Source organism: Stenotrophomonas sp. STEN023, from assembly GCF_056760135.1.
Genome location: NZ_JBRREF010000007.1, coordinates 1 through 18,461, shown reverse-complemented (window position 1 = coordinate 18,461; position 18,461 = coordinate 1). Strand labels below are relative to the sequence as shown.

Here is an 18,461-nt window from a genome sequence, read left to right as displayed (position 1 = left end):
CATGCCTGCTCCGAAGCGAGGCCATGTCGATTCAGGGGATGATAAGCGCCACTCAACGCTGCGGTACGTAAGAGTCGGGTACAGAGGAAGAGGACGCAGGCTGACTACCTGCATCAACCGCCTGTTCTCTTACGACCAGGGCATCCACCGGCTCCGGACTCTCGTTGCTCAATGGATCCACATCCAGCGGTCGGCGGAACACCAGCGATGGCAGCAGCGTCGTCAGCGCCGCATATAGCAGCAGCGCGCCAAACAGCACCGGCGAGATCGCAAAACGTTCGCGCATGATCGCCGCCAGCACCAGGGTGAAAATCAAGGTCGGCGACAAGGCCAGCGCCACCCGCAGGCTGGTGCGGAAGCTCTCGCCGAACAGCACTCTCCGCTGCAGCCAGATCACCGCGATACGCAGCGGCAGCACCACCAGGGTGATCAGCAGGCCCAGGCCCAGCGCTTCGAAGCTCAAGGCTTCCGCTGGCACCTTGGTACCCGAGTTGAAGAAGTAGAACGGCACGAAGAACGATGCGAACAGGCGCAGGGCGTGCAGGTTTTCATGCGAGGCCAGCGATGGCATGCGCTGCTGCAGCAGGCGCGCGACCAGGCCAGCGATGAACGCGCCCACCAGGTAGTACACGCCCAATGCATAGGTGATGTAGGCAGCCAGCATGCCGACCATCACCAGCAGCGAAAACTCCGAGCCCGGTGCATGCGGTGCCACCCAGCGGCCAAGACCGATGAACAGCAACGGCAAGCCCACCATCATCGCGACCAGTGCCAGGCTCGACAGTGCCATATGCATTGGATCACCGGCCTGCAACACCACGAACAAGGCAGCCAGCGCCAGCAGCTCGCCGGCAATGGCCTTGCTGCTCACCCAGAAGCGCTCGGCGTCATCCAGCCCAAGCTGGGACAGCGAATCCATGATGAAACCGGTGGAAGGTGTGAGCAGCGCCAGCGCCAGCAGGGCCGCTGCCTGCCACGGCAGGCCAGCGTAATGCCAGGCCAACCAGGCCACGCCCGTCAGGGTGGCGCTGCGGATCAGCAGGTGGGTCAGCAGCGGCCACATGCCTTTGCGCAGATCAGCCAGATCCACTTCCAGTCCGGCAAACAGGAACAGTGAGGAGATGCCCAGGGTGGCGAGCAGATTGACCACCGGATCGTGCGATCCATCCCCCAGCCACAGCATCGCGCCGATACCAAATACCAGGCAGGTCAGCGGTGCCGGGATGCTGAAACGCTGCAGCGCGCGCGGGATGACCAGCAGCGCGAAGATCAACAACAGATAGATTACTTCCTTGCTCATGACGCGAATTCCCTTGGACCGGTTGCGCGGGGTCACGCATACCGGTCACCGCCGCGCCAACGGCGAAGTCGTCAGCGCAGGCGGGCGCCGGCCAGCTCCCCTACCTGGCGCAGGATGCCATTACGGGCGTCATCATCCAGTGCAGAGCCCTGCAGGTAGCTGACCAGCAACCATGGCGTACCACCCGCCAAAGGCCATAGCACCGCGATATCGTTGGTGGTGTCGCGACCGTTGCTGCCGGTCTTGTCACCAACCCGCCAGCCCTGCGGCAGGCCGGCGCGCAGGCGTGCGTCGCCGGTCTGGTTGTCGATCAGCCAGTCGGCCAACTGTTGTCGCGACGCTTCTTTGAGCACATCACCGAGCAGGAAGCGCTGCAGATTGCCGGCCATCGCAGCCGGACTGGTGGTGTCGCGCGGGTCGCCCGCCGCAAAACGATTGAGCTCGGGTTCGTTGCGCGCACTGAGGGTGACGCGGTCGCCGTGCTCACGCAGGAATGCAGTAAGCCCGGCGGGGCCGCCAACCAGCGGCAGCAGCAGGTTTGCCGCGGCGTTGTCGCTGACGATCATCGTCGCCCGGCACAGGTCACGCACGCTCATGTCCTTGCCGACGTGGCGTTCGGTGAACGGCGAGTGGTCGATGATGTCGGCCTGCTGCACCGGCACACGCTGGTCCAGCGACAACTTGCCTGCATCGACACGGTGCAGAACCGCTGCAGACAGCGGAAATTTGACCGTGCTGCACATCGGAAAGCGCTCGTCCATGCGATGCCCATAGCGGGCCCCGCTGGCCGGGTTCCAGAGGCAGACACCCAGACGGCCGCCGCTGGTGTTCTCAAGTGCGACGAAGTCGGCGTCACTGACTGCCGCCGGCGCTGGCGTCGCATTGGCACTAGCTGCACGCGCCAATGCGGTGGGGATGAATGCACTGGCCAAGGCGGCACCACCAAGCGTGAGGAACTGACGACGAGCAAGCATTGAGACTCTCCTTGGGCGTGATCGGGCTGATATTGCCAACCACTACCGCCGCCGACCATCGCGAATAATCATCGCCAGCCATTAGTTAAATTTGTATATTCGATGGGATTTCGGCCGTCAGACGCTGAATAATGCAGTTGACCATCAAGTTTCGTCATGACTGCACCATGATCCGACCCCAGCTGCCGCTCAACGCCCTGCGTGCCTTCGAGGCCGCCGCCCGCCATTTGAACTTCACCCGTGCCGCATTGGAGCTTTGCGTCAGTCAGGCAGCCTTGAGTCACCAGATCCGCGGTCTGGAGGATCGCCTGCAGGTCAGCCTGTTCCATCGGCTGCCGCGCGGGGTGGCCCTGACCGACGAAGGTGCGGCGCTGTATCCGGTGCTGACCGAGAGTTTCGACCGCATCGCGATCGCGCTTGACCGCTTCACTGGCGGGCGTTTCCGCGAGGTTCTGACCGTGGGCGTGGTCGGCACGTTTGCCACCGGCTGGCTGTTGCCGCGCCTGCCGGAATTCGAGGCGGTACATCCGGATATCGAACTGCGCGTGCAGACCCACAACAACCGCATCGATCTGGCCGGCGAAGGCCTGGATCTGGCAATCCGGTTTGGCGATGGCGACTGGCAGGGACAGGACTGCACGCCCATCGTCGATACCCCGTTCGCGCCACTGTGCGCGCCGGCGGTGGCGCGGAAACTGCGGCAGCCGCGTGATCTTGGCAGCGTGCCGTTGCTGCGTTCCTATCGCAACGACGAATGGCCGCGCTGGTTGCAGCTGGCTGGCGTCAACGGCGTGGAAGCACGCGGCACGGTGTTTGATTCGTCACTCACTTTGGCCAGCGCTGCAGCTGCGGGTGCTGGCGTGGCGCTGCTGCCGCTGCGCATGTTCGAGCAGGATCTGGCCGAAGGCCGGTTGTTGCAGCCCTTCGCGCAGACCTTGTCGTTGGGCAGGTATTGGCTGACGCGATTGCGCTCCCGGCAGGAGCGCGAACCGCTGCGACGCTTCCGGCAGTGGCTGCAGGCGCAGGGACAATTGGACCTGTAGTGCCGAGCCATGCTCGGCAAGCGCATCACCTGTAGTGCCGAGCCATGCTCGGCAAGCGCATCACCTGTAGTGCCGAGCCATGCTCGGCAAGCGCATCACCTGTAGTGCCGAGCCATGCTCGGCAGGAGCGTCACCGATAAAGCCTCAGCCGAGCATGGCTCGGCTCTACATTGGCATTTCAGGCATTGCCAGCTTCGCGGCTTACGCCGCTCCCACAAGCAAGACCGAGCCCGGGCTCAGTCCTCCAACATCTCCATCCACGCCGCCTCGGCCTGCTCCAGCTGCTGCGCCAGCACTTCGCGCTCGCCGCCCAGCTTGGCCATCTTCGCGGCATCGGCATAGTTGGCCGAATCGGCCAACTGCGCATCCACCTCAGCCAGCGATGCACCCAGCTGCTCGACCTTCTTCTCGGCCGCTTCCAGCTTGTGCGGATTGACCGGCTTCTTGTTCGAGGCAGGCTTGGCCGGGGCAACCTGCGCCACCGGCGCGGCGGCAGGCTTTTCCTGGCGGTCGCTCTTGGTGCGAGCACCCTGCGCGCTGGCACGGGTACGCAGCCACTGCGCGTACTCGTCCAGGTCACCAGCAAACGGTTCGACCACGCCATCGGCGACACGCCAGAACGTATCGCAGACCAGACCGATCAGATGGCGGTCATGCGAAACCATCACAATCGCGCCTTCAAACAGCGACAGCGCTTCGGCCAGGGCCTCTCGCATTTCCAGGTCAAGGTGGTTGGTCGGTTCGTCGAGCAGCAGCACGTTCGGCTGCTGCCAGGCGATCAAGGCCAGTGCCAGACGTGCACGTTCGCCACCGGAGAAACCATCCACGGTCTCGAACGCGCGATCACCCGGGAAGTTCCACTTGCCGAGGAAATCGCGGAACGACTGGTTCACACCGTCCGGCGCGATCTCGCGGAAGTGATCCATCGGCGTCATGCCAGCGTGCAGCGATTCCACCGTGTGCTGGGCGAAGTAACCGATCTGCAGGTCCGGGTGGGCCATGCGGTCACCGGCCAGCAACTCCAGGTCACCGACCAGCGATTTCACCAATGTGGTCTTGCCTGCGCCGTTCGGGCCGAGCAGACCGACACGCTGGCCGGCTTCCAGACCGAAGCCGACGTTGTCCAGGATTACCGCGTCCGGGCCGTAGCCAGCGGTCACGTCGTTGAGGCGGATCAACGAGAACGGCAGCTTGGCCGGCGGCGAGAACTCGATGCGGAACTCGCGCTCGGCGCGCACCGCTTCGGTGCCGGCCATCTTGGCCAGGCGCTTCATCCGGCTCTGTGCCTGGGTGGCTTTGCTGGCCTGCGCCTTGAAGCGGTCGATGAAGCTCTGCAGATGCGCGCGCTCGGCCTGTTCCTTCTCGTGGGTGATCTGCTGCTGGCGCAGGTGCTCGGCACGCTGGCGCTCGAAGTCGGTGTAACCACCCGGGTAGAGCTTGGCGGTGCCACTGTGCAGGTGCAGGGTGTGCGTAGCCACGTTGTCGAGGAACTCGCGGTCATGCGAGATCAGCAGCAGCGTGCCCGGGTACTTCAGCAGCCACTGTTCCAGCCAGTACACGGCATCCAGATCCAGGTGGTTGGTCGGTTCGTCGAGCAGCAGCAGGTCGCTGGGCATCATCAGCGCGCGGGCAAGGTTCAAACGCGCGCGCCAGCCACCGGAGAACGCAGACACCGGACGCTCATGCGTATCGGCCGGGAAGCCCAGGCCGTGCAGCAACTTGCCAGCGCGCGCTTCGGCGTCATAGGCATTGAGCTCGGCCATCTTCTGGTGCGCGTTGGCGACGGCTTCCCAGTCCTCGCGCGCAGCGGCAGCGGCTTCTTCAGCCAGCACCGCGGCGACCACATCGTCACCACCGAGCACATAGTCGATGGCGCGGTCGGGCAGCGCCGGGGTTTCCTGGGCGACGTCGGCGATACGGATCTTGCCGGGCAGCGAGACGTCGCCCTTGTCGGCCTCCAACTCACCGCGCACGGCGGCAAACAGGCTGGATTTGCCCGCGCCATTACGGCCCACCACGCCTACGCGATAGCCGGCATGCAGGGTGAGGTCTACGTTGGACAACAGCAGGCGCTCGCCCCGGCGAAGGGCGAAATTACGAAGGGAAATCATGAATGGGTCCGTTATAACGAAAAGGAATGTGCATGTGAGCAGCATTCCTGCGACGCAATTCTAACGTTAACCAATACTTGACTCACGCCCTGTTATCGCACGCGCCTGAACGGCGTTGCCTGACAAGGGCCAAGTACTCGCATAGCCAAATCGCCCTTGCTGAACTGAAAAAGCTTTCAAAAGCAACAATTTAGCTGAACCGTCCGGTTTGACACGAGGTAAAAATTCCATTAATTCGTTGATGGCGCACCGCAACAGCCGCGAACCCCACGCGCCGCCGATGCCGCCACTCAATACCGGAGCTGCAACCTGATGACCCGCAAGTCCAGCACCCTCGCCGTCGCCATTGCCATCGCCCTTGGCACCCCGGCCCTCCCCGCTTTCGCCCAGACCGCCGCCAATACCCTGGATACGGTGATCGTCACCGGCACCCGCGTGGCCGACCGCACCGTGGCCGAGTCGCAGTCGCCGATCGACATCATCACCCCGGAAGCCCTGCAGTCCACCGGCACCACCGAGCTGGCCACCGCCCTCTCGCGCGCTCTGCCCTCGCTGAACTTCCCGCGCCCGGCGCTGACCGACGGCACCAGCGGCATCCGCCCGGCGCAGCTGCGCGGCCTCTCGCCCGATCAGGTGCTGGTGCTGGTCAACGGCAAGCGCCGCCACACCTCGGCGATGATCAACGTCAACGGCAGCATCGGCCGTGGTTCTTCGGCGGTCGACATCAACGCCATTCCGATCGCCGCCATCGAGCGTGTGGAAGTGCTGCGTGACGGCGCCTCGGCCCAGTACGGCTCCGACGCCATCGCCGGCGTGGTCAACATCGTGCTCAAGGGCAGCGGCAAGGGCGGCAGCCTGGCCGTGGACTATGGCCAGTACTCGGCAGGAGACGGCAACAAGTACCAGCTCTCCGGCGATACCGGCGTCAGCTTCGCCGATGGCCGTGGCAGCGTGCATTTCGCTGGCCAGGTCAGCCAGCAGGACGAAAGCAACCGCGCCGGCCCCTACCAGGGCACCGCGCCGAATACCGGCAATTTCCCGTCCATCGGTGAAAAGACCTTCGTGGTCGGCGATCCGCGCGTGGATGCCACCGCTGCCTCGGTCAATGCCAGCTTCAACTTCAGCGACAACATCAGTGCCTACGCCAGCGCCCTGCTGAGCAACCGCGACATCACCTCGTTCGCGTTCTACCGCTCGCCCAACCATAGCGGCCAGACCGCGCTGCTGGCGCAGACCTACCCGGACGGCTTCGTGCCGCAGATCAACCAGTACTCCAAGGACCGCTCGCTGGTTGCCGGCGTCAAGGGCAATACCGAGAGCGGCTGGACCTGGGACGTGAGCGTCAACCACGGTGAAAACACCCTGGATTTCCACACCCGCAACAGCATCAACTACAGCCTGGGCGTGAACAGCCCGAGCTCGTTCTACGACGGCACGCTGAAGTACCAGCAGGACATCTTCAACGCCGACATCACCAAGTCGCTGGATTGGGGCCTGGCCTATCCGGTCACGCTGTCCTTCGGTGGCGAGTACCGCCGTGAGAAGTGGGAGCAGAACGCCGGTGAGCTGAACTCCTATACCGGCAGCGCCGCGCAGGGCTTCGGTGGCTTCACCCCGACCAACGAAGTGCATAACGACCGCCACAACTACGCCGTGTATGCCGGCCTGGAAGCCGACCTGACCGAGAAGTTCTCCGCCGGCCTGACCGGTCGCTACGAGGACTACTCGGACTTCGGCGACAAGTTCTCCGGCAAGCTGTCGGCGCGCTACGCCTTCACCGACAAGGTCGCGCTGCGCGCCACCGCATCCAGCGGCTTCCGCGCACCGTCGCTGGCCCAGCAGAGCTACCAGGCGGTGACCAGCACCATCATCAACGGCAGCTTCGTCGACCGCGGCACCTTCCCGACCACCAGCGCTGCCGCACAGGCGCTGGGTGCAGCACCGCTGAAGGCGGAAAGCTCCACGTCCTACAGCCTTGGCCTGGTACTGCAGCCGGTCGAGCGCCTGTACCTGACCGTCGATGCCTACCAGATCGACATCGATGACCGCATTGTGCTGTCCACCAATATCACCACCAATGCCGCCGCCAACGCGCTGTTGGCCGGTCTGGGCCTGCCGCAGGTCACCGCGTTCTCCTACTTCACCAATGGCGTGGACACCCGCACCCGCGGTGTCGATGCGGTGTCCAGCTACAGCATCCCGTTCGCTGCCAGCAATCTGGAGCTGACCGCTGCCTACAGCTACAACGAAACCGAGGTGAAGAAGTTCATCGCTTCGCCGGCGGTGTTCGGCAGCCTGGGCATCACCCAGTCGCTGATCGGCCGCGACGAGATCGGCCGCATCGAGGACAGCTTCCCGCGTGACAAGGCCATCGTCAGCGGCACCTGGCGCTCGGACCGTTGGGAGCTGGGCCTGGCAGCGACCCGCTACGGCAGCTTTACCGTGCGCAACTCGGCCACCGCAACGCGCGACCAGACCTACGACGCCAAGTGGGTGCTGGATGCTTCGGCCAGCTTCAAGCCCAGCGAAAACTGGAAGCTGACCCTGGGCGCGGACAACCTGCTGGACGAATACCCGGACCGCACCGCCGACCTGCAGAACTCGACCTGGGGCATGTTGCCGTACAGCAACTACTCGCCGTTCGGTTTCAATGGCGCCTACGTGTACGGCCGCGTCAGCTACACCTGGTAACACCGGACCAACGTCGTGGAAGGAAGATGCCCTGGGAAACCAGGGCATTTTTCTTTGTGCTGTTCGGGCTCAGCGGCGGGCAACGCGATGCGCGCCGAAGACCGCCTCAAGCCGTTTGCGGAAACACCTTCGCGCAGAGGAAATCCACCAGTGCCCGCACCTTCGGTGAGGGGTATTTGCTGGCCGGCCACAGCACGTTGAAAACACCGTCGCCGCCCACCTGATCTACCAGGATCGGCTGCAGCAGCCCCGCTGCCAGCGGTTCGCGGATGGCGAAATCCGGCAGGTAGGCAATTCCCAGCCCGCGCAGCGCGAAGCACACGCGTGTCTCGATGTTGTTGCAGATCATCGAAGTCGGCAGTTGCAGCTCGGCCTCGCCCGGCTCGCGCCGCAGTGCCCAGGTTTCCAGCTTGCCGCTGTTGGGAAAGCGATAGTGCAGGCAGCTGTGCTGCTCGAGATCGGCTGGCGTCTGCGGCTCGCCGCAGCGCGCCAGATACTCCGGCGAAGCCACCAGCCGCATATGGAAGCTGCCCAGGCGACGCGCCGAAAGACGAGAGTCGACCGGTGCGCCGGTGCGCACCACCGCATCGAAGCCCTCCTCGATGACATCGACCATGCGGTCAGTGAAGTCCAGGTCCAGCTCGATCTGCGGATAGGCGCGCATGAACTCACCAAGCACCGGCAGCACCAGCGAACTGACCAGCGGCAGGCTCACCCGCAGGCGTCCGCGTGGTGCCGCGCTGGCCTGCGACAGTTCCAGCTCGGCGGCGTCAATCTCGGCCAGGATGCGGCGGCTGCGTTCCAGAAACAGCGTGCCTTCGGCGGTGAGGGTCACGCTGCGGGTGCTGCGGTGGAACAGGCGCACCCCCAGCTTCTCTTCCAGCCGCGCCACGCTCTTGCCGATCGCCGAGGCCGACACCCCGAGCTCACGCCCGGCCGCGACGAAGCTGCGCGTCTCGGCCACCTGCACAAACACCACGAAGCCATTGAGGCTGTCCATGATCTGCTTTCCGCTTGATTGCGGACATTTTATTCCGCGCATCACGGAACTGCAGCCTGCTTTTTCTTCAATCCTCGGATTTCTATCGTCACGGCCTGCCCTTTCAAGTGAGCCAGCTGCCATGACGATCGCCGCATTCCCCCTCCCCTCAACTGCCGCGCCTGACCCGGTTCTGGCCCCCGTCCAGACCGTCGTGCAGCAGGCACTGGACCAACAACGCCTGGTCGGTGCCGTGGTGCTGGTCGCCCGTGACGGTGCGTTGATCCACCGCCAGGCCAGCGGCCTCGCCGACCGCGCCAGCGCGCGCCCGATGCGCGTGGACACCGTGTTCCGGCTGGCTTCGGTCAGCAAGCCCATCGTCTCCACCGCAGCCATGGTGTTGGTGGCACAGGGCAAACTCGAGCTGGACGCAGGCATCGAACACTGGCTGCCGGAATTCCAGCCGCGATTGGCCGACGGTTGCCCAGCGCGGATCAGCACGCGACAGCTGCTGAGCCACACCGCCGGTCTGGGTTACCGCTTTTTCGAAGCCGACGCAGACGGTCCGTATGCACGGGCTGGTGTTTCCGACGGCATGGATGCCTCCGGCATCAGCCTGCAGGAGAACCTGCGTCGCATCGCCGAGGTACCGCTGGCATACGAACCCGGCAGCGCCTGGGGCTATTCGCTGGCGACCGATGTGCTGGGTGCCTTGATCGAACGCATCCACGGCACGCCGCTGCAACAGGCAGTGGATCAACTGGTTACCGGCCCATTGGTCATGACAGATACCAGCTTCGTCGCCCGCGATTCCCAACGCGTGGCAAGCGCCTATGTAAGTGATGCACCGCAGCCCCACCTGCTCAGCGAAGGCGAGTTTGTGCCGCCCTTCGATGGCGCCATCGGCATCAGCTACAGCCCGGCGCGCATCTTCGATGCGCAGGCCTTCCCCTCGGCGGGCGCCGGCATGGCCGGCACTGCCGGCGATCTGCTGCGCTTGCTGGAAACGCTGCGCGTGGGTGGTGATGGCCTGCTGCCGGCCGAACTGATCGCTGAAATGGGTCGCGACCAGACCAACGGCCTGGAACTGCCCAGCGCACCGGGTTTCGGCTTCGGCCTGGGTTTTTCTGTGTTGCGCGATCCAGTGTTTGCCGCCACGCCGGAATCGCCGGGCACCTGGCGCTGGGGCGGCGCCTATGGCCACTCCTGGTTCGTGGACCGGGCACAGGGACTGAGCGTGGTCGCCTTCACCAATACACTGTACGAAGGCATGTCCGGTCGCTTCGTCACTGACCTGCGCGATGCGGTTTACGCTGCAGTGGAGGCGCGCTGATGACGATCACCACTGCGCGCATGCGCGCAATCACCTTCCGTCGTGGCTCCAGCCTGGCCGATCCACAGTGTCTGCTCGACGCCGATGTCGAATGCCCGCAACCTGGTCCGCACGATCTGCGTGTGGCAGTGCGCGCGGTCTCGGTCAATCCCCTGGATGTAAAAGTCCGCGCTGGGCTGGTCGCTGTGCCTGATGAGGTTCGTTCGCTGGGATGGGATGCCGCGGGAGTCATCGACGCCGTTGGCGAGGCTGTCACCCTGTTCAAGCCCGGACAAGCGGTTTACTACGCAGGCTGCTTTGATCGCAGCGGCAGCAATGCCGAGTTCCAGCTGGTCGACGAGCGTATCGCCGGCCACATGCCTGGCACGCTCGGCTTCACCGACGCTGCAGCACTGCCATTGGCTGCGCTGACCGCATGGCAGCTGCTGTTTGAGCGTTTGGGTGTCGTCCGCGGCAAGTCTGCTGCCAGCGGCAGCCTGCTGGTGCTGGGCGGCGCAGGCGGGGTCGGCTCGATGCTGATCCAACTCGCGCGGCGGCTGACCAACCTGACCGTGATCGCCACCGCCTCACGCGCGCAGAGCCGCGCTTGGTGCCTGGCCATGGGCGCCCACCTTGTCATCGACCACCGGCAACCGCTGCCGGCACAGATCGCGGCCCTGCCGGTGCCACCGGTCGACCATGTCGCAGCGCTGTCGAACACCGCCGAACACCTGCACGAGTTGGCAGAGTTGATCGCGCCGCAGGGGCGGCTGGCGATCATCGATGACCACGACACACTCGATGCAGCTCCGTTCAAGGCCAAGAGCGTGTCACTGCACTGGGAAATGGTGTTCACCCGGCCGCTGTATGGCACACCGGACCAGATCGCCCAGCACCGGATCCTCAATGAAGTCGCGGCGCTGGTGGATTCAGGTGTGCTGCGCTCGACCGCCACACAGGTATTGCAGCCCATCGATGCGGCCCGGATGATCCAGGCCCACCGCCTGCTGGAAGCCGGTGGCATCAACGGCAAGGTGGTGCTGGCCCGCAGCGAGCAAGACAACACCGCACGCACGCTGGAGGACGGCCAATGAGTGCCGCCTCCAACGCACGCCTGCCGCTGGGAGCGTTGCTTGCGCTGGCGATGGCAGGCTTCATCACCATCCTCACCGAAGCCCTGCCGGCCGGCCTGCTGCCGCAGATGGCGCATGGACTCGCTGTGTCCGAAGCATGGATCGGACAGACCGTGACGGTCTACGCGATCGGCTCGCTGCTGGCGGCGATTCCGCTGACCAGCGCCACCCAGGGCGTGCGCCGTCGCCCATTGCTGCTGGCGGCGATCGCCGGCTTCGCCATCGCCAATACCGTCACCACCTTCTCCAGCAGCTACGCGCTGACGCTGCTGGCGCGCTTGCTCGCAGGTGTTTCTGCAGGTCTGCTATGGGCCCTGTTGGCAGGCTATGCAGCGCGCATGGTTCCGGCGCATCAACAAGGCAAGGCGATTGCCATCGCGATGGTGGGCACGCCGCTGGCGCTGTCGCTGGGCGTACCGGCCGGCACCTTGTTCGGCAACCTGCTGGGCTGGCGGATCTGTTTTGGCACGATGAGTCTGCTGGCGTTGGCGCTGATGCTGTGGGTGCGGCTCCAGGTGCCGGACTTCGCCGGCCAGGCCGCAAGCCGGCAGTTGCCACTGCGACAGGTGTTCTCCATCGCCGGGGTGCGCCCGGTGCTGTTCGTGGTGCTGGGCTTCGTGCTGGCCCACAACATCCTCTACACCTACATCGCCCCATTCCTGAGCGCCGCCGGCATGGGCGCGCGCACCGACCTGGTGTTGCTGGTGTTCGGCATGACCTCACTGTTGGGCATCTGGATCGTCGGCGTGCTGGTCGATCAGCACCTGCGCGTGTTGACGCTTGCCAGCACCGTACTGTTCGGCGCGGCAGCACTGGCACTCGGGCTGGCCAGTGAAACGCCGCTTGTGGTCTACGCGGCAGTCGCGGTCTGGGGTGTTGCCTTCGGCGGTGCCGCAACCCTGTTTCAGACGGCGTTGGCAAAGACCGCCGGCGACGCCGCCGACGTCGCCCAATCCATGCTGGTCACTGCCTGGAACGCGGCAATCGCCGGTGGCGGCATCATCGGCGGCGCGCTGCTTGAGCGCTGGGGCGTCGGCGCTTTCGCCCCGGTGCTGCTGGTGTTGTTGCTGGCAACGCTGGTGGTGGCCTGGCGTGCCAGACGCCATGGATTTGCAGCCGCCGATGCTTCAGCCGGTGCAGCCAAGGCAGCGCTGGGCGGCAGCAGCGAGGCGCAGCCATGAACAGGTCCAGCGCACTGTTCTTCATTGCCTTGGGGCTGTTCGGGCTGTATGCCGTCGAGTTCAGCGTGGTCGGCATCCTGCCTGCCATCATCCAACGCCATGGCATCAGCGTGGCCCAGGCCGGTTGGCTGGTCGCGCTGTTCGCAGCGGTGGTTGCATTGTGCGGGCCTGCGCTGGTGCTGTGGTTTGGTCGCTTCGACCGCCGCAAGGTGCTGGTGGCGTCCTTGCTGGTCTTCAGTCTGTGCAGCCTGCTGTCAGCCTGGGCACCCAGCTTCGCGGTACTGATGGCCCTGCGCGTGCCCTCTGCCCTGCTGCACCCGGTGTTTTTCTCGATGGCCTTTGCCTCTGCTATCGCGCTCTACCCGCCACAACGGGCGGCGCATGCCACTGCGCTGGCCTTCTCCGGCACCACATTGGGCTTGGTGCTGGGCGTGCCGGTGGCAAGTTGGGTCGGAGCAACCTTGTCCTATGAGGCCCCGTTCCTGTTCTGCACGGCAGTGAATCTGGCGGCCGCCATCGGCCTGTGGATCACGCTGCCTGACGGGCGTGGAGCTACGCGGACGACGACCGGCAATCCGCTGGCGGTGCTGCGGCGGAGCAAGCTGTGGCTGTCGATCGCGACCGCGGTATGCGTGTTCGCCGCGATGTTCTCGGTCTACAGCTATGCGGCCGAATACCTTGCCCGCCAAGCCCAGCTGGACGGCGAGGCGATCAGCCTGCTGCTCGGCGTGTTCGGCGTGGGCGGCGTACTCGGCAATCTGTTGGCAGGCCGCGCCCTGGACCGCCAGCTCGGTTGGACCGTGCTGGCATATCCGGTGCTGCTGGCGGCAGCCTATGCGCTACTGCTGCGCTTCGCTTCACCGGCGCTGGCAGGGATGCTGCCGGTCTGCCTGCTGTGGGGGGCAGCCCATGCCAGCGGATTGATCGTCAGCCAGATGTGGATGAGCTCGGCCGCGCCCGAGGCACCCGAGTTCGCCACCAGCCTGTATGTTTCCGCCGCCAACCTCGGCGTGGTACTGGGCGCCGCACTGGGCGGCAGCCTCATCGGCGTCCTGGGGATAAGCGGAATAATCTGGAGTGGCTGGCTGTTCGCCGCGTTGGCGGCTGTCACGGTGCTGGCCAGGAAGCCATGGCAGACCGCTCGTGCGACATGAAGCGGGCAACGCGAGCGGTCGTCGAGAGGACCACCGCAACCCTCAATTCCAAAAAAATATCGGATATTTCCGGCATTTAGCCGCATGTACACCGGTAGCACCTTTAGAATCGAGGCCCCCCCCACCCGACCCAGCGAGCCCTGATGCACCATGACACCGCCCTGATCAACATGCTTGCCATCGGCTTGGGCCTGGCCTTCGTGCTTGGTGCCCTGGCCAACAAACTGCGGCTGTCGCCGCTGGTGGGTTATCTGGTTGCTGGTGTCATCGTGGGGCCGTTCACGCCGGGCTTTGTCGCCGACCAGGCGCTGGCCAACCAGCTGGCCGAGATCGGCGTAATGCTGCTGATGTTCGGGGTTGGCCTGCACTTCTCGTTGAAGGACCTGATGGCGGTCAAGGCCATCGCCATCCCCGGCGCGATCGGCCAGATCCTGGTCGCCACCCTGCTCGGCTGGGGCGTGGCCACGCTGATGGGCTGGCCGGTGCTGCATGGCGTGATCTTCGGTTTCTCGCTGGCCACGGCGTCGACCGTGGTGCTGCTGCGGGCGATGGAAGAACGTCGCCTGTTGGAAACCAAGCGCGGCAAGATCGCGGTCGGCTGGTTGATCGTGGAAGATCTGGCCTGTGTGCTGGCACTGGTGATGATGCCGGTGATCGCCGACGTGTTCGGCCCCGAGGCCAACGGCAAGGAGTTGTCGATCGGTGGGCTGCTGGCTTCGATTGGCTGGACCTTCGTGCAGCTGGGCCTGTTCGTGGCGGTGATGCTGGTGGTCGGCCGCCGTGTCATTCCGTGGGTGCTGGAGAAAGTGGCCGGCACCGGTTCGCGCGAACTGTTCACTTTGTGCGTGCTGGCGATTGCCCTGGGCGTGGCGTTCGGCGCTGCCGCCTTGTTCGGCGTGTCGTTCGCGCTGGGCGCGTTCTTCGCCGGCATGATGCTCAACGAGTCCGAACTCAGTCACAAGGCCGCGCATGACTCGCTGCCGCTGCGCGACGCGTTCGCGGTGCTGTTCTTCGTCTCGGTCGGCATGCTGTTCAACCCGATGATCATCGTCGAGCATCCGTGGCAGGTGCTGGCAACGGTGCTGATCATCATGTTCGGCAAGTCGGCTGCGGCCTTCTTCATCGTCCGTGCGTTCGGCCATTCCAAGAGCACCGCGCTGACCATTTCCGCCTCGCTGGCGCAGATCGGCGAGTTCGCTTTCATCATCGCCGGCCTCGGTGTGGCGCTGAAGATCCTGCCGCCGACCGGGCAATCGCTGGTACTGGCCGGTGCACTGGTGTCGATCATGCTCAACCCGGTGGTGTTCGGCCTGCTCGACCGCTGGCAGGCCCGCCACAAGGAAACCACGCCGGTACCGGAAGTGCCCGAAATCCCACCGGGCCCGTCGCTGGACCTGCAGGACCATGCCATCGTGGTCGGCTATGGCCGGGTTGGCAGCGAGCTGGCGCAGGTGCTGCGCGACCGCGGCGTGCCGGTGCTGGTGATCGACGACAACCGCGAGCATGTGGAACGTGCGCACGCTGCCGGTATTCCCGGCATTCGTGGCAGTGCGGCCTCGGACAAGGTGTTGGCAGAAGCGCATCCCGAGCGCGCGACGATTGCAGTGCTGGCGATTCCCCAGCCGCTGGAATCCGGTGAAGTGTTGGCCAAGCTGCGCGCGATCAACCCCAACCTGACCCTACTGGCCCGCGCCCACAGCGATGCCGAGGTCAAGCATCTGCTCGACCACGGCGCCGATGGCACGGTGATGGCCGAGCGCGAGCTGGCCTATTCGCTGGCGGAAATGATCATGTCCACCCCCCCCTACCGCAGCCTGCGCCCGGGCATGCCTCAGCCCGCGGCCAGCGGTACGTAAATATCGGCGCGCAGGATCGCCTCGGGCACTTCTTCGGGGTCGTCGAGGAAGTGGTAGTGCAGCGGTGCATCACGCAGGGCGTGACCGCTGCCCGGCAACCAGTCGCGCAGCAGCTGGTCGGTTGCGTCTTCCAGCAGCGCGTAACTGCCAACGTGGCGTAGCCGCGCCATGCGGCCGCCACCCAGCACCTGCCGCTGCAGTGAGCTTGGCAATGCCGGCAGTTCCGCATCGAACGCCAACGCGCAATCGAACAGCAGCTCCTCGGCAGGCAGCTCGCGGTGATCGCCTTGTGGCATTCCGATCAACTGTTGCAACTGCTCGATCAGGCCCTGCTCTGCAGCCCAGCCGAACAATTCGCCGAACACCTGATCCAGATCATCAAAGGCACCCTGCGCACGCAGTGCCACCACTTCGAATGGTTCCAGGGTGATGACTTCAACGCTCAGCGGTGCGGTCTTTTCAGCCAAGGACAGCGGTCGTGACAGCTGCTCGATACTGGCCGCCAAGTGTCGCGGATCAAGCCGCAACTCACTGGCGCTGGCGTTCACGGTTTCGCGCAGCACCCGCGCCAAGGCCTGCGGCGTGTCGTAGCCGGCCAACAGTGCAATCTCGGAGACACTGGCATCGCTATGCGCCAAGCGCTGCAAGGCCTTGACCACGCGCAGCCGCTGCACGGTGCGCCCAATGGTCTCGCCGGTCAGCGCGCGATACACGCGATGGAAGTGGAACGGCGAGTAATGGGCGATGGCCGCCAGTGCATCCAGATCCGGCAACGGCCCACCGGCATCGATGCTTTGCTGCAGGCAGGCGACGACACGGTCCAGGCGTGGCAACTGCGCGACATTGGCTTTCATTGCGGCATCTCCGTTGGCTGGTGCGGCTATTGCAGCGCGCTTGCTCAGCGCTGGCGTTTCCGATCTTGCGCAACCTCAGCATCGGCGCCGGGAAGCCGCGCCAGATGATCCTGCAGCAATACGATGGCCTGACGCACCTTGGCGGGCTGGGTCTGCCGATGCGGAGTGACCGCCCATACCGGCAACGCCGGCACCTCCCATTCCGGCAGCAAGCGCTGCAGACTGCCAGCCTCCAGCAGCGGCGCAGCATCCAGACTGGTCAGCACCGCAACGCCCAGGCCCGCCTCGCACAGGCGCAGCACCGCCGGCTGGTTCTGGCTGGCGATGCGCGGGTGCGCGGGCACCAGCCGTTCCTCGCCGTTTTCACTGTGCCGCCAGACCAGCCCCGGCACCTGCGACAGGCCCAGCCATTCGGCCGCCGGCACCTGCAGCGGGTCAGCGGGCAAGCCGTGCCGCTGCAACCAGGCCGGTGCCGCGCACGGCCAGCGTTGCAGGCTGCCCAGCCGCTGCGCCATCCAGTCGCTGTCCGGCAGCTGGCCGAAGCGCAACGCCAGATCGATCCGCGCCTGCAACAGGTCGGTCCAGCCGTCGTCGAAGAACAGGTGCAGGCGCAGCTGCGGGTTGTCCTGCAACCAAGCCCCCAGCGCCGGCCCGATATGCGCGGCCATGCCCAACGGCGCTGACAGCCGCAGCTCGCCGCTGGGCGCCTGCCGGGCCGCTGATAGTTCGGCTTCCGCTTCGCCCGCCGCATCCAGCAGGCGCGCGCAGGCGGCGTAGTAGCGGCTGCCGACATCGGTCAGTGCCAGCCGCCGGGTCGAACGGTGCAGCAAGGCCACGCCAGCGTCCTGCTCCAGGGCGCGCACCTGCTGGCTCACCGCCGAGGTACTCATGCCCAGCGCCCGCGCCGCCGCACTCATCGAACCGTGCTGCACCACCTGGGCAAACAAGGCCATCCGTTTGACGCTGTCCATGGGCCACCTCCTTGCCACCATTGTGAAGCACAGCTTCAAGGTGATTGTTATTTTTTGCGACTGCCACTGCCCCGGCTATCGGCGGAGACTGGCCACATTCCCCACCCAAGGACGTTCCCATGAAAGTTGCCCTGATCGGTGCCACCGGCTTTGTCGGCAAGGCCGTACTCGACGAACTGCTGGCCCGCGGCCATGACGTGACCGCGCTGGTCCGCGACCCGGCCAAGCTGGAAGCCCGCCCGCACTTGCAGGTGACCAAGGCCGATGTGCTCAATGCCGATGAAGTGCAGGCCGCCGTTGCCGGTACCGATGCGGTGATCAGCGCCTACAACGCCGGCTGGGCCAACCCGGATCTGTACAACGAGTTCCTGCGCGGTACCCGCGCGATCGTGGCCGGTACCAAGGCCGCAGGCGTGAAGCGTTACCTCGTGATCGGCGGCGCCGGTAGCCTGTATGCGGCGGACGGCACCCAGTTGGTGGATTCACCGAATTTCCCGGCGGCAATCTATCCCGGCGCCAGTGCCGCACGTGATGCGCTGACCGAGCTGCGCAATGAGACGTCGTTGGATTGGACCCAGCTGAGCCCGCCGGTTGCGTTCCATCCGGGCAGCGCCACCCAGCGCACCGGCACCTACCGGATTGGCGGCGAGACCCCGCTGAGCACCGGCGATGGCCCGGGCACGATCAGTGCTGCGGATCTGGCGGTCGCAGTGGTGGATGAGCTGGACGCGCCGCAGCATGTTGGCAAGCGGTTTACCGTTGCCTGGTAAAAGCTGAAAGCTGCCCTCACCCCAACCCCTCTCCCGCCTGGGGGGGAGGGGGTCGGGTGGCGCCGGGGCCAAGTGGTCAAGCCCCCGAGGCGCAACCCGGCCCCCGGGGGGGGGGGGGCGGACGCTACTAGA

Annotated in this window: 14 protein-coding genes; 8 read left to right on the top strand and 6 right to left on the bottom strand. The window is 65.4% G+C overall.

Features of this window, described 5'->3' with window-relative positions; translation table 11 throughout:
• Positions 1 to 52: 52 nt before the first annotated feature.
• Together ACVOLV_RS03080 and blaCESS are read right to left on the bottom strand one after the other, a co-directional pair.
• Positions 53 to 1,300 (bottom strand): cation:proton antiporter, encoded by a 1,248-nt coding sequence (locus tag ACVOLV_RS03080; protein WP_481553091.1) that lies wholly within the window; start codon positions 1,298 to 1,300, stop codon positions 53 to 55.
• Between the two features lie 71 nt (positions 1,301 to 1,371).
• Entirely contained in the window at positions 1,372 to 2,274 is a 903-nt protein-coding gene (blaCESS, locus tag ACVOLV_RS03075) for a CESS family extended-spectrum class A beta-lactamase (RefSeq protein WP_481553090.1), read from the bottom strand.
• Between the two features lie 167 nt (positions 2,275 to 2,441).
• Here blaCESS and ACVOLV_RS03070 point away from each other — a divergent pair, with 167 nt between their 5' ends.
• The gene (locus ACVOLV_RS03070) at positions 2,442 to 3,317 is read left to right on the top strand and encodes a LysR family transcriptional regulator (protein ID WP_481553089.1); all 876 of its coding nucleotides are present in this window, start codon (positions 2,442 to 2,444) and stop codon (positions 3,315 to 3,317) included.
• A gap of 236 nt (positions 3,318 to 3,553) precedes the next feature.
• Here the strand turns inward: ACVOLV_RS03070 and ACVOLV_RS03065 are convergent, their stop codons facing one another.
• Positions 3,554 to 5,428: an ABC-F family ATP-binding cassette domain-containing protein gene (locus tag ACVOLV_RS03065; RefSeq protein WP_481553088.1), complete on the bottom strand. Its 1,875-nt coding sequence runs from the start codon at positions 5,426 to 5,428 to the stop codon at positions 3,554 to 3,556.
• Positions 5,429 to 5,740: 312 nt separating this feature from the next.
• Here ACVOLV_RS03065 and ACVOLV_RS03060 point away from each other — a divergent pair, with 312 nt between their 5' ends.
• Positions 5,741 to 8,119 carry a TonB-dependent receptor plug domain-containing protein gene (locus ACVOLV_RS03060; RefSeq protein WP_481553087.1) on the top strand — a complete coding sequence of 793 codons (2,379 nt, stop codon included), beginning with the start codon at positions 5,741 to 5,743 and terminating at the stop codon, positions 8,117 to 8,119.
• A 106-nt stretch (positions 8,120 to 8,225) separates the two neighbouring features.
• On the opposite strand, the gene ACVOLV_RS03055 is transcribed toward ACVOLV_RS03060, so the two are convergent.
• Complete coding sequence (locus ACVOLV_RS03055) at positions 8,226 to 9,119, bottom strand: LysR family transcriptional regulator (RefSeq protein WP_481553086.1); 894 nt, start codon at positions 9,117 to 9,119, stop codon at positions 8,226 to 8,228.
• A gap of 121 nt (positions 9,120 to 9,240) precedes the next feature.
• On the opposite strand from ACVOLV_RS03055, the gene ACVOLV_RS03050 reads away from it, so the two are divergent.
• The 5 genes from ACVOLV_RS03050 (at position 9,241) to ybaL (ending at position 15,734) form a co-directional block, all read left to right on the top strand.
• Entirely contained in the window at positions 9,241 to 10,431 is a 1,191-nt protein-coding gene (locus ACVOLV_RS03050; protein WP_481553085.1) for a serine hydrolase domain-containing protein, read from the top strand.
• Between the two features lie 20 nt (positions 10,432 to 10,451).
• On the top strand, positions 10,452 to 11,504 hold the full coding sequence (locus ACVOLV_RS03045; protein WP_481553165.1) for a zinc-binding alcohol dehydrogenase family protein: 1,053 nt from the start codon (positions 10,452 to 10,454) through the stop codon (positions 11,502 to 11,504).
• Positions 11,501 to 12,724 carry an MFS transporter gene (locus tag ACVOLV_RS03040; RefSeq protein WP_481553084.1) on the top strand — a complete coding sequence of 408 codons (1,224 nt, stop codon included), beginning with the start codon at positions 11,501 to 11,503 and terminating at the stop codon, positions 12,722 to 12,724. The genes ACVOLV_RS03045 and ACVOLV_RS03040 overlap by 4 nt, the downstream gene beginning before the upstream one ends.
• Complete coding sequence (locus ACVOLV_RS03035; protein WP_481553083.1) at positions 12,721 to 13,878, top strand: MFS transporter; 1,158 nt, start codon at positions 12,721 to 12,723, stop codon at positions 13,876 to 13,878. The genes ACVOLV_RS03040 and ACVOLV_RS03035 overlap by 4 nt, the downstream gene beginning before the upstream one ends.
• Before the next feature lie 143 nt (positions 13,879 to 14,021).
• A complete protein-coding gene (gene ybaL, locus ACVOLV_RS03030) occupies positions 14,022 to 15,734 on the top strand; it encodes a YbaL family putative K(+) efflux transporter (protein WP_481553082.1) in 1,713 nt (570 codons plus the stop codon).
• On the opposite strand, the gene ACVOLV_RS03025 is transcribed toward ybaL, so the two are convergent.
• Together ACVOLV_RS03025 and ACVOLV_RS03020 are read right to left on the bottom strand one after the other, a co-directional pair.
• Entirely contained in the window at positions 15,710 to 16,588 is an 879-nt protein-coding gene (locus ACVOLV_RS03025; protein ID WP_481553081.1) for an AraC family transcriptional regulator, read from the bottom strand. The genes ybaL and ACVOLV_RS03025 overlap by 25 nt on opposite strands.
• A 44-nt stretch (positions 16,589 to 16,632) precedes the next feature.
• Positions 16,633 to 17,559: a LysR family transcriptional regulator gene (locus ACVOLV_RS03020; protein ID WP_481553080.1), complete on the bottom strand. Its 927-nt coding sequence runs from the start codon at positions 17,557 to 17,559 to the stop codon at positions 16,633 to 16,635.
• A gap of 119 nt (positions 17,560 to 17,678) precedes the next feature.
• Here ACVOLV_RS03020 and ACVOLV_RS03015 point away from each other — a divergent pair, with 119 nt between their 5' ends.
• A complete protein-coding gene (locus ACVOLV_RS03015; protein ID WP_481553079.1) occupies positions 17,679 to 18,329 on the top strand; it encodes an NAD(P)-dependent oxidoreductase in 651 nt (216 codons plus the stop codon).
• Positions 18,330 to 18,461 lie beyond the last annotated feature (132 nt).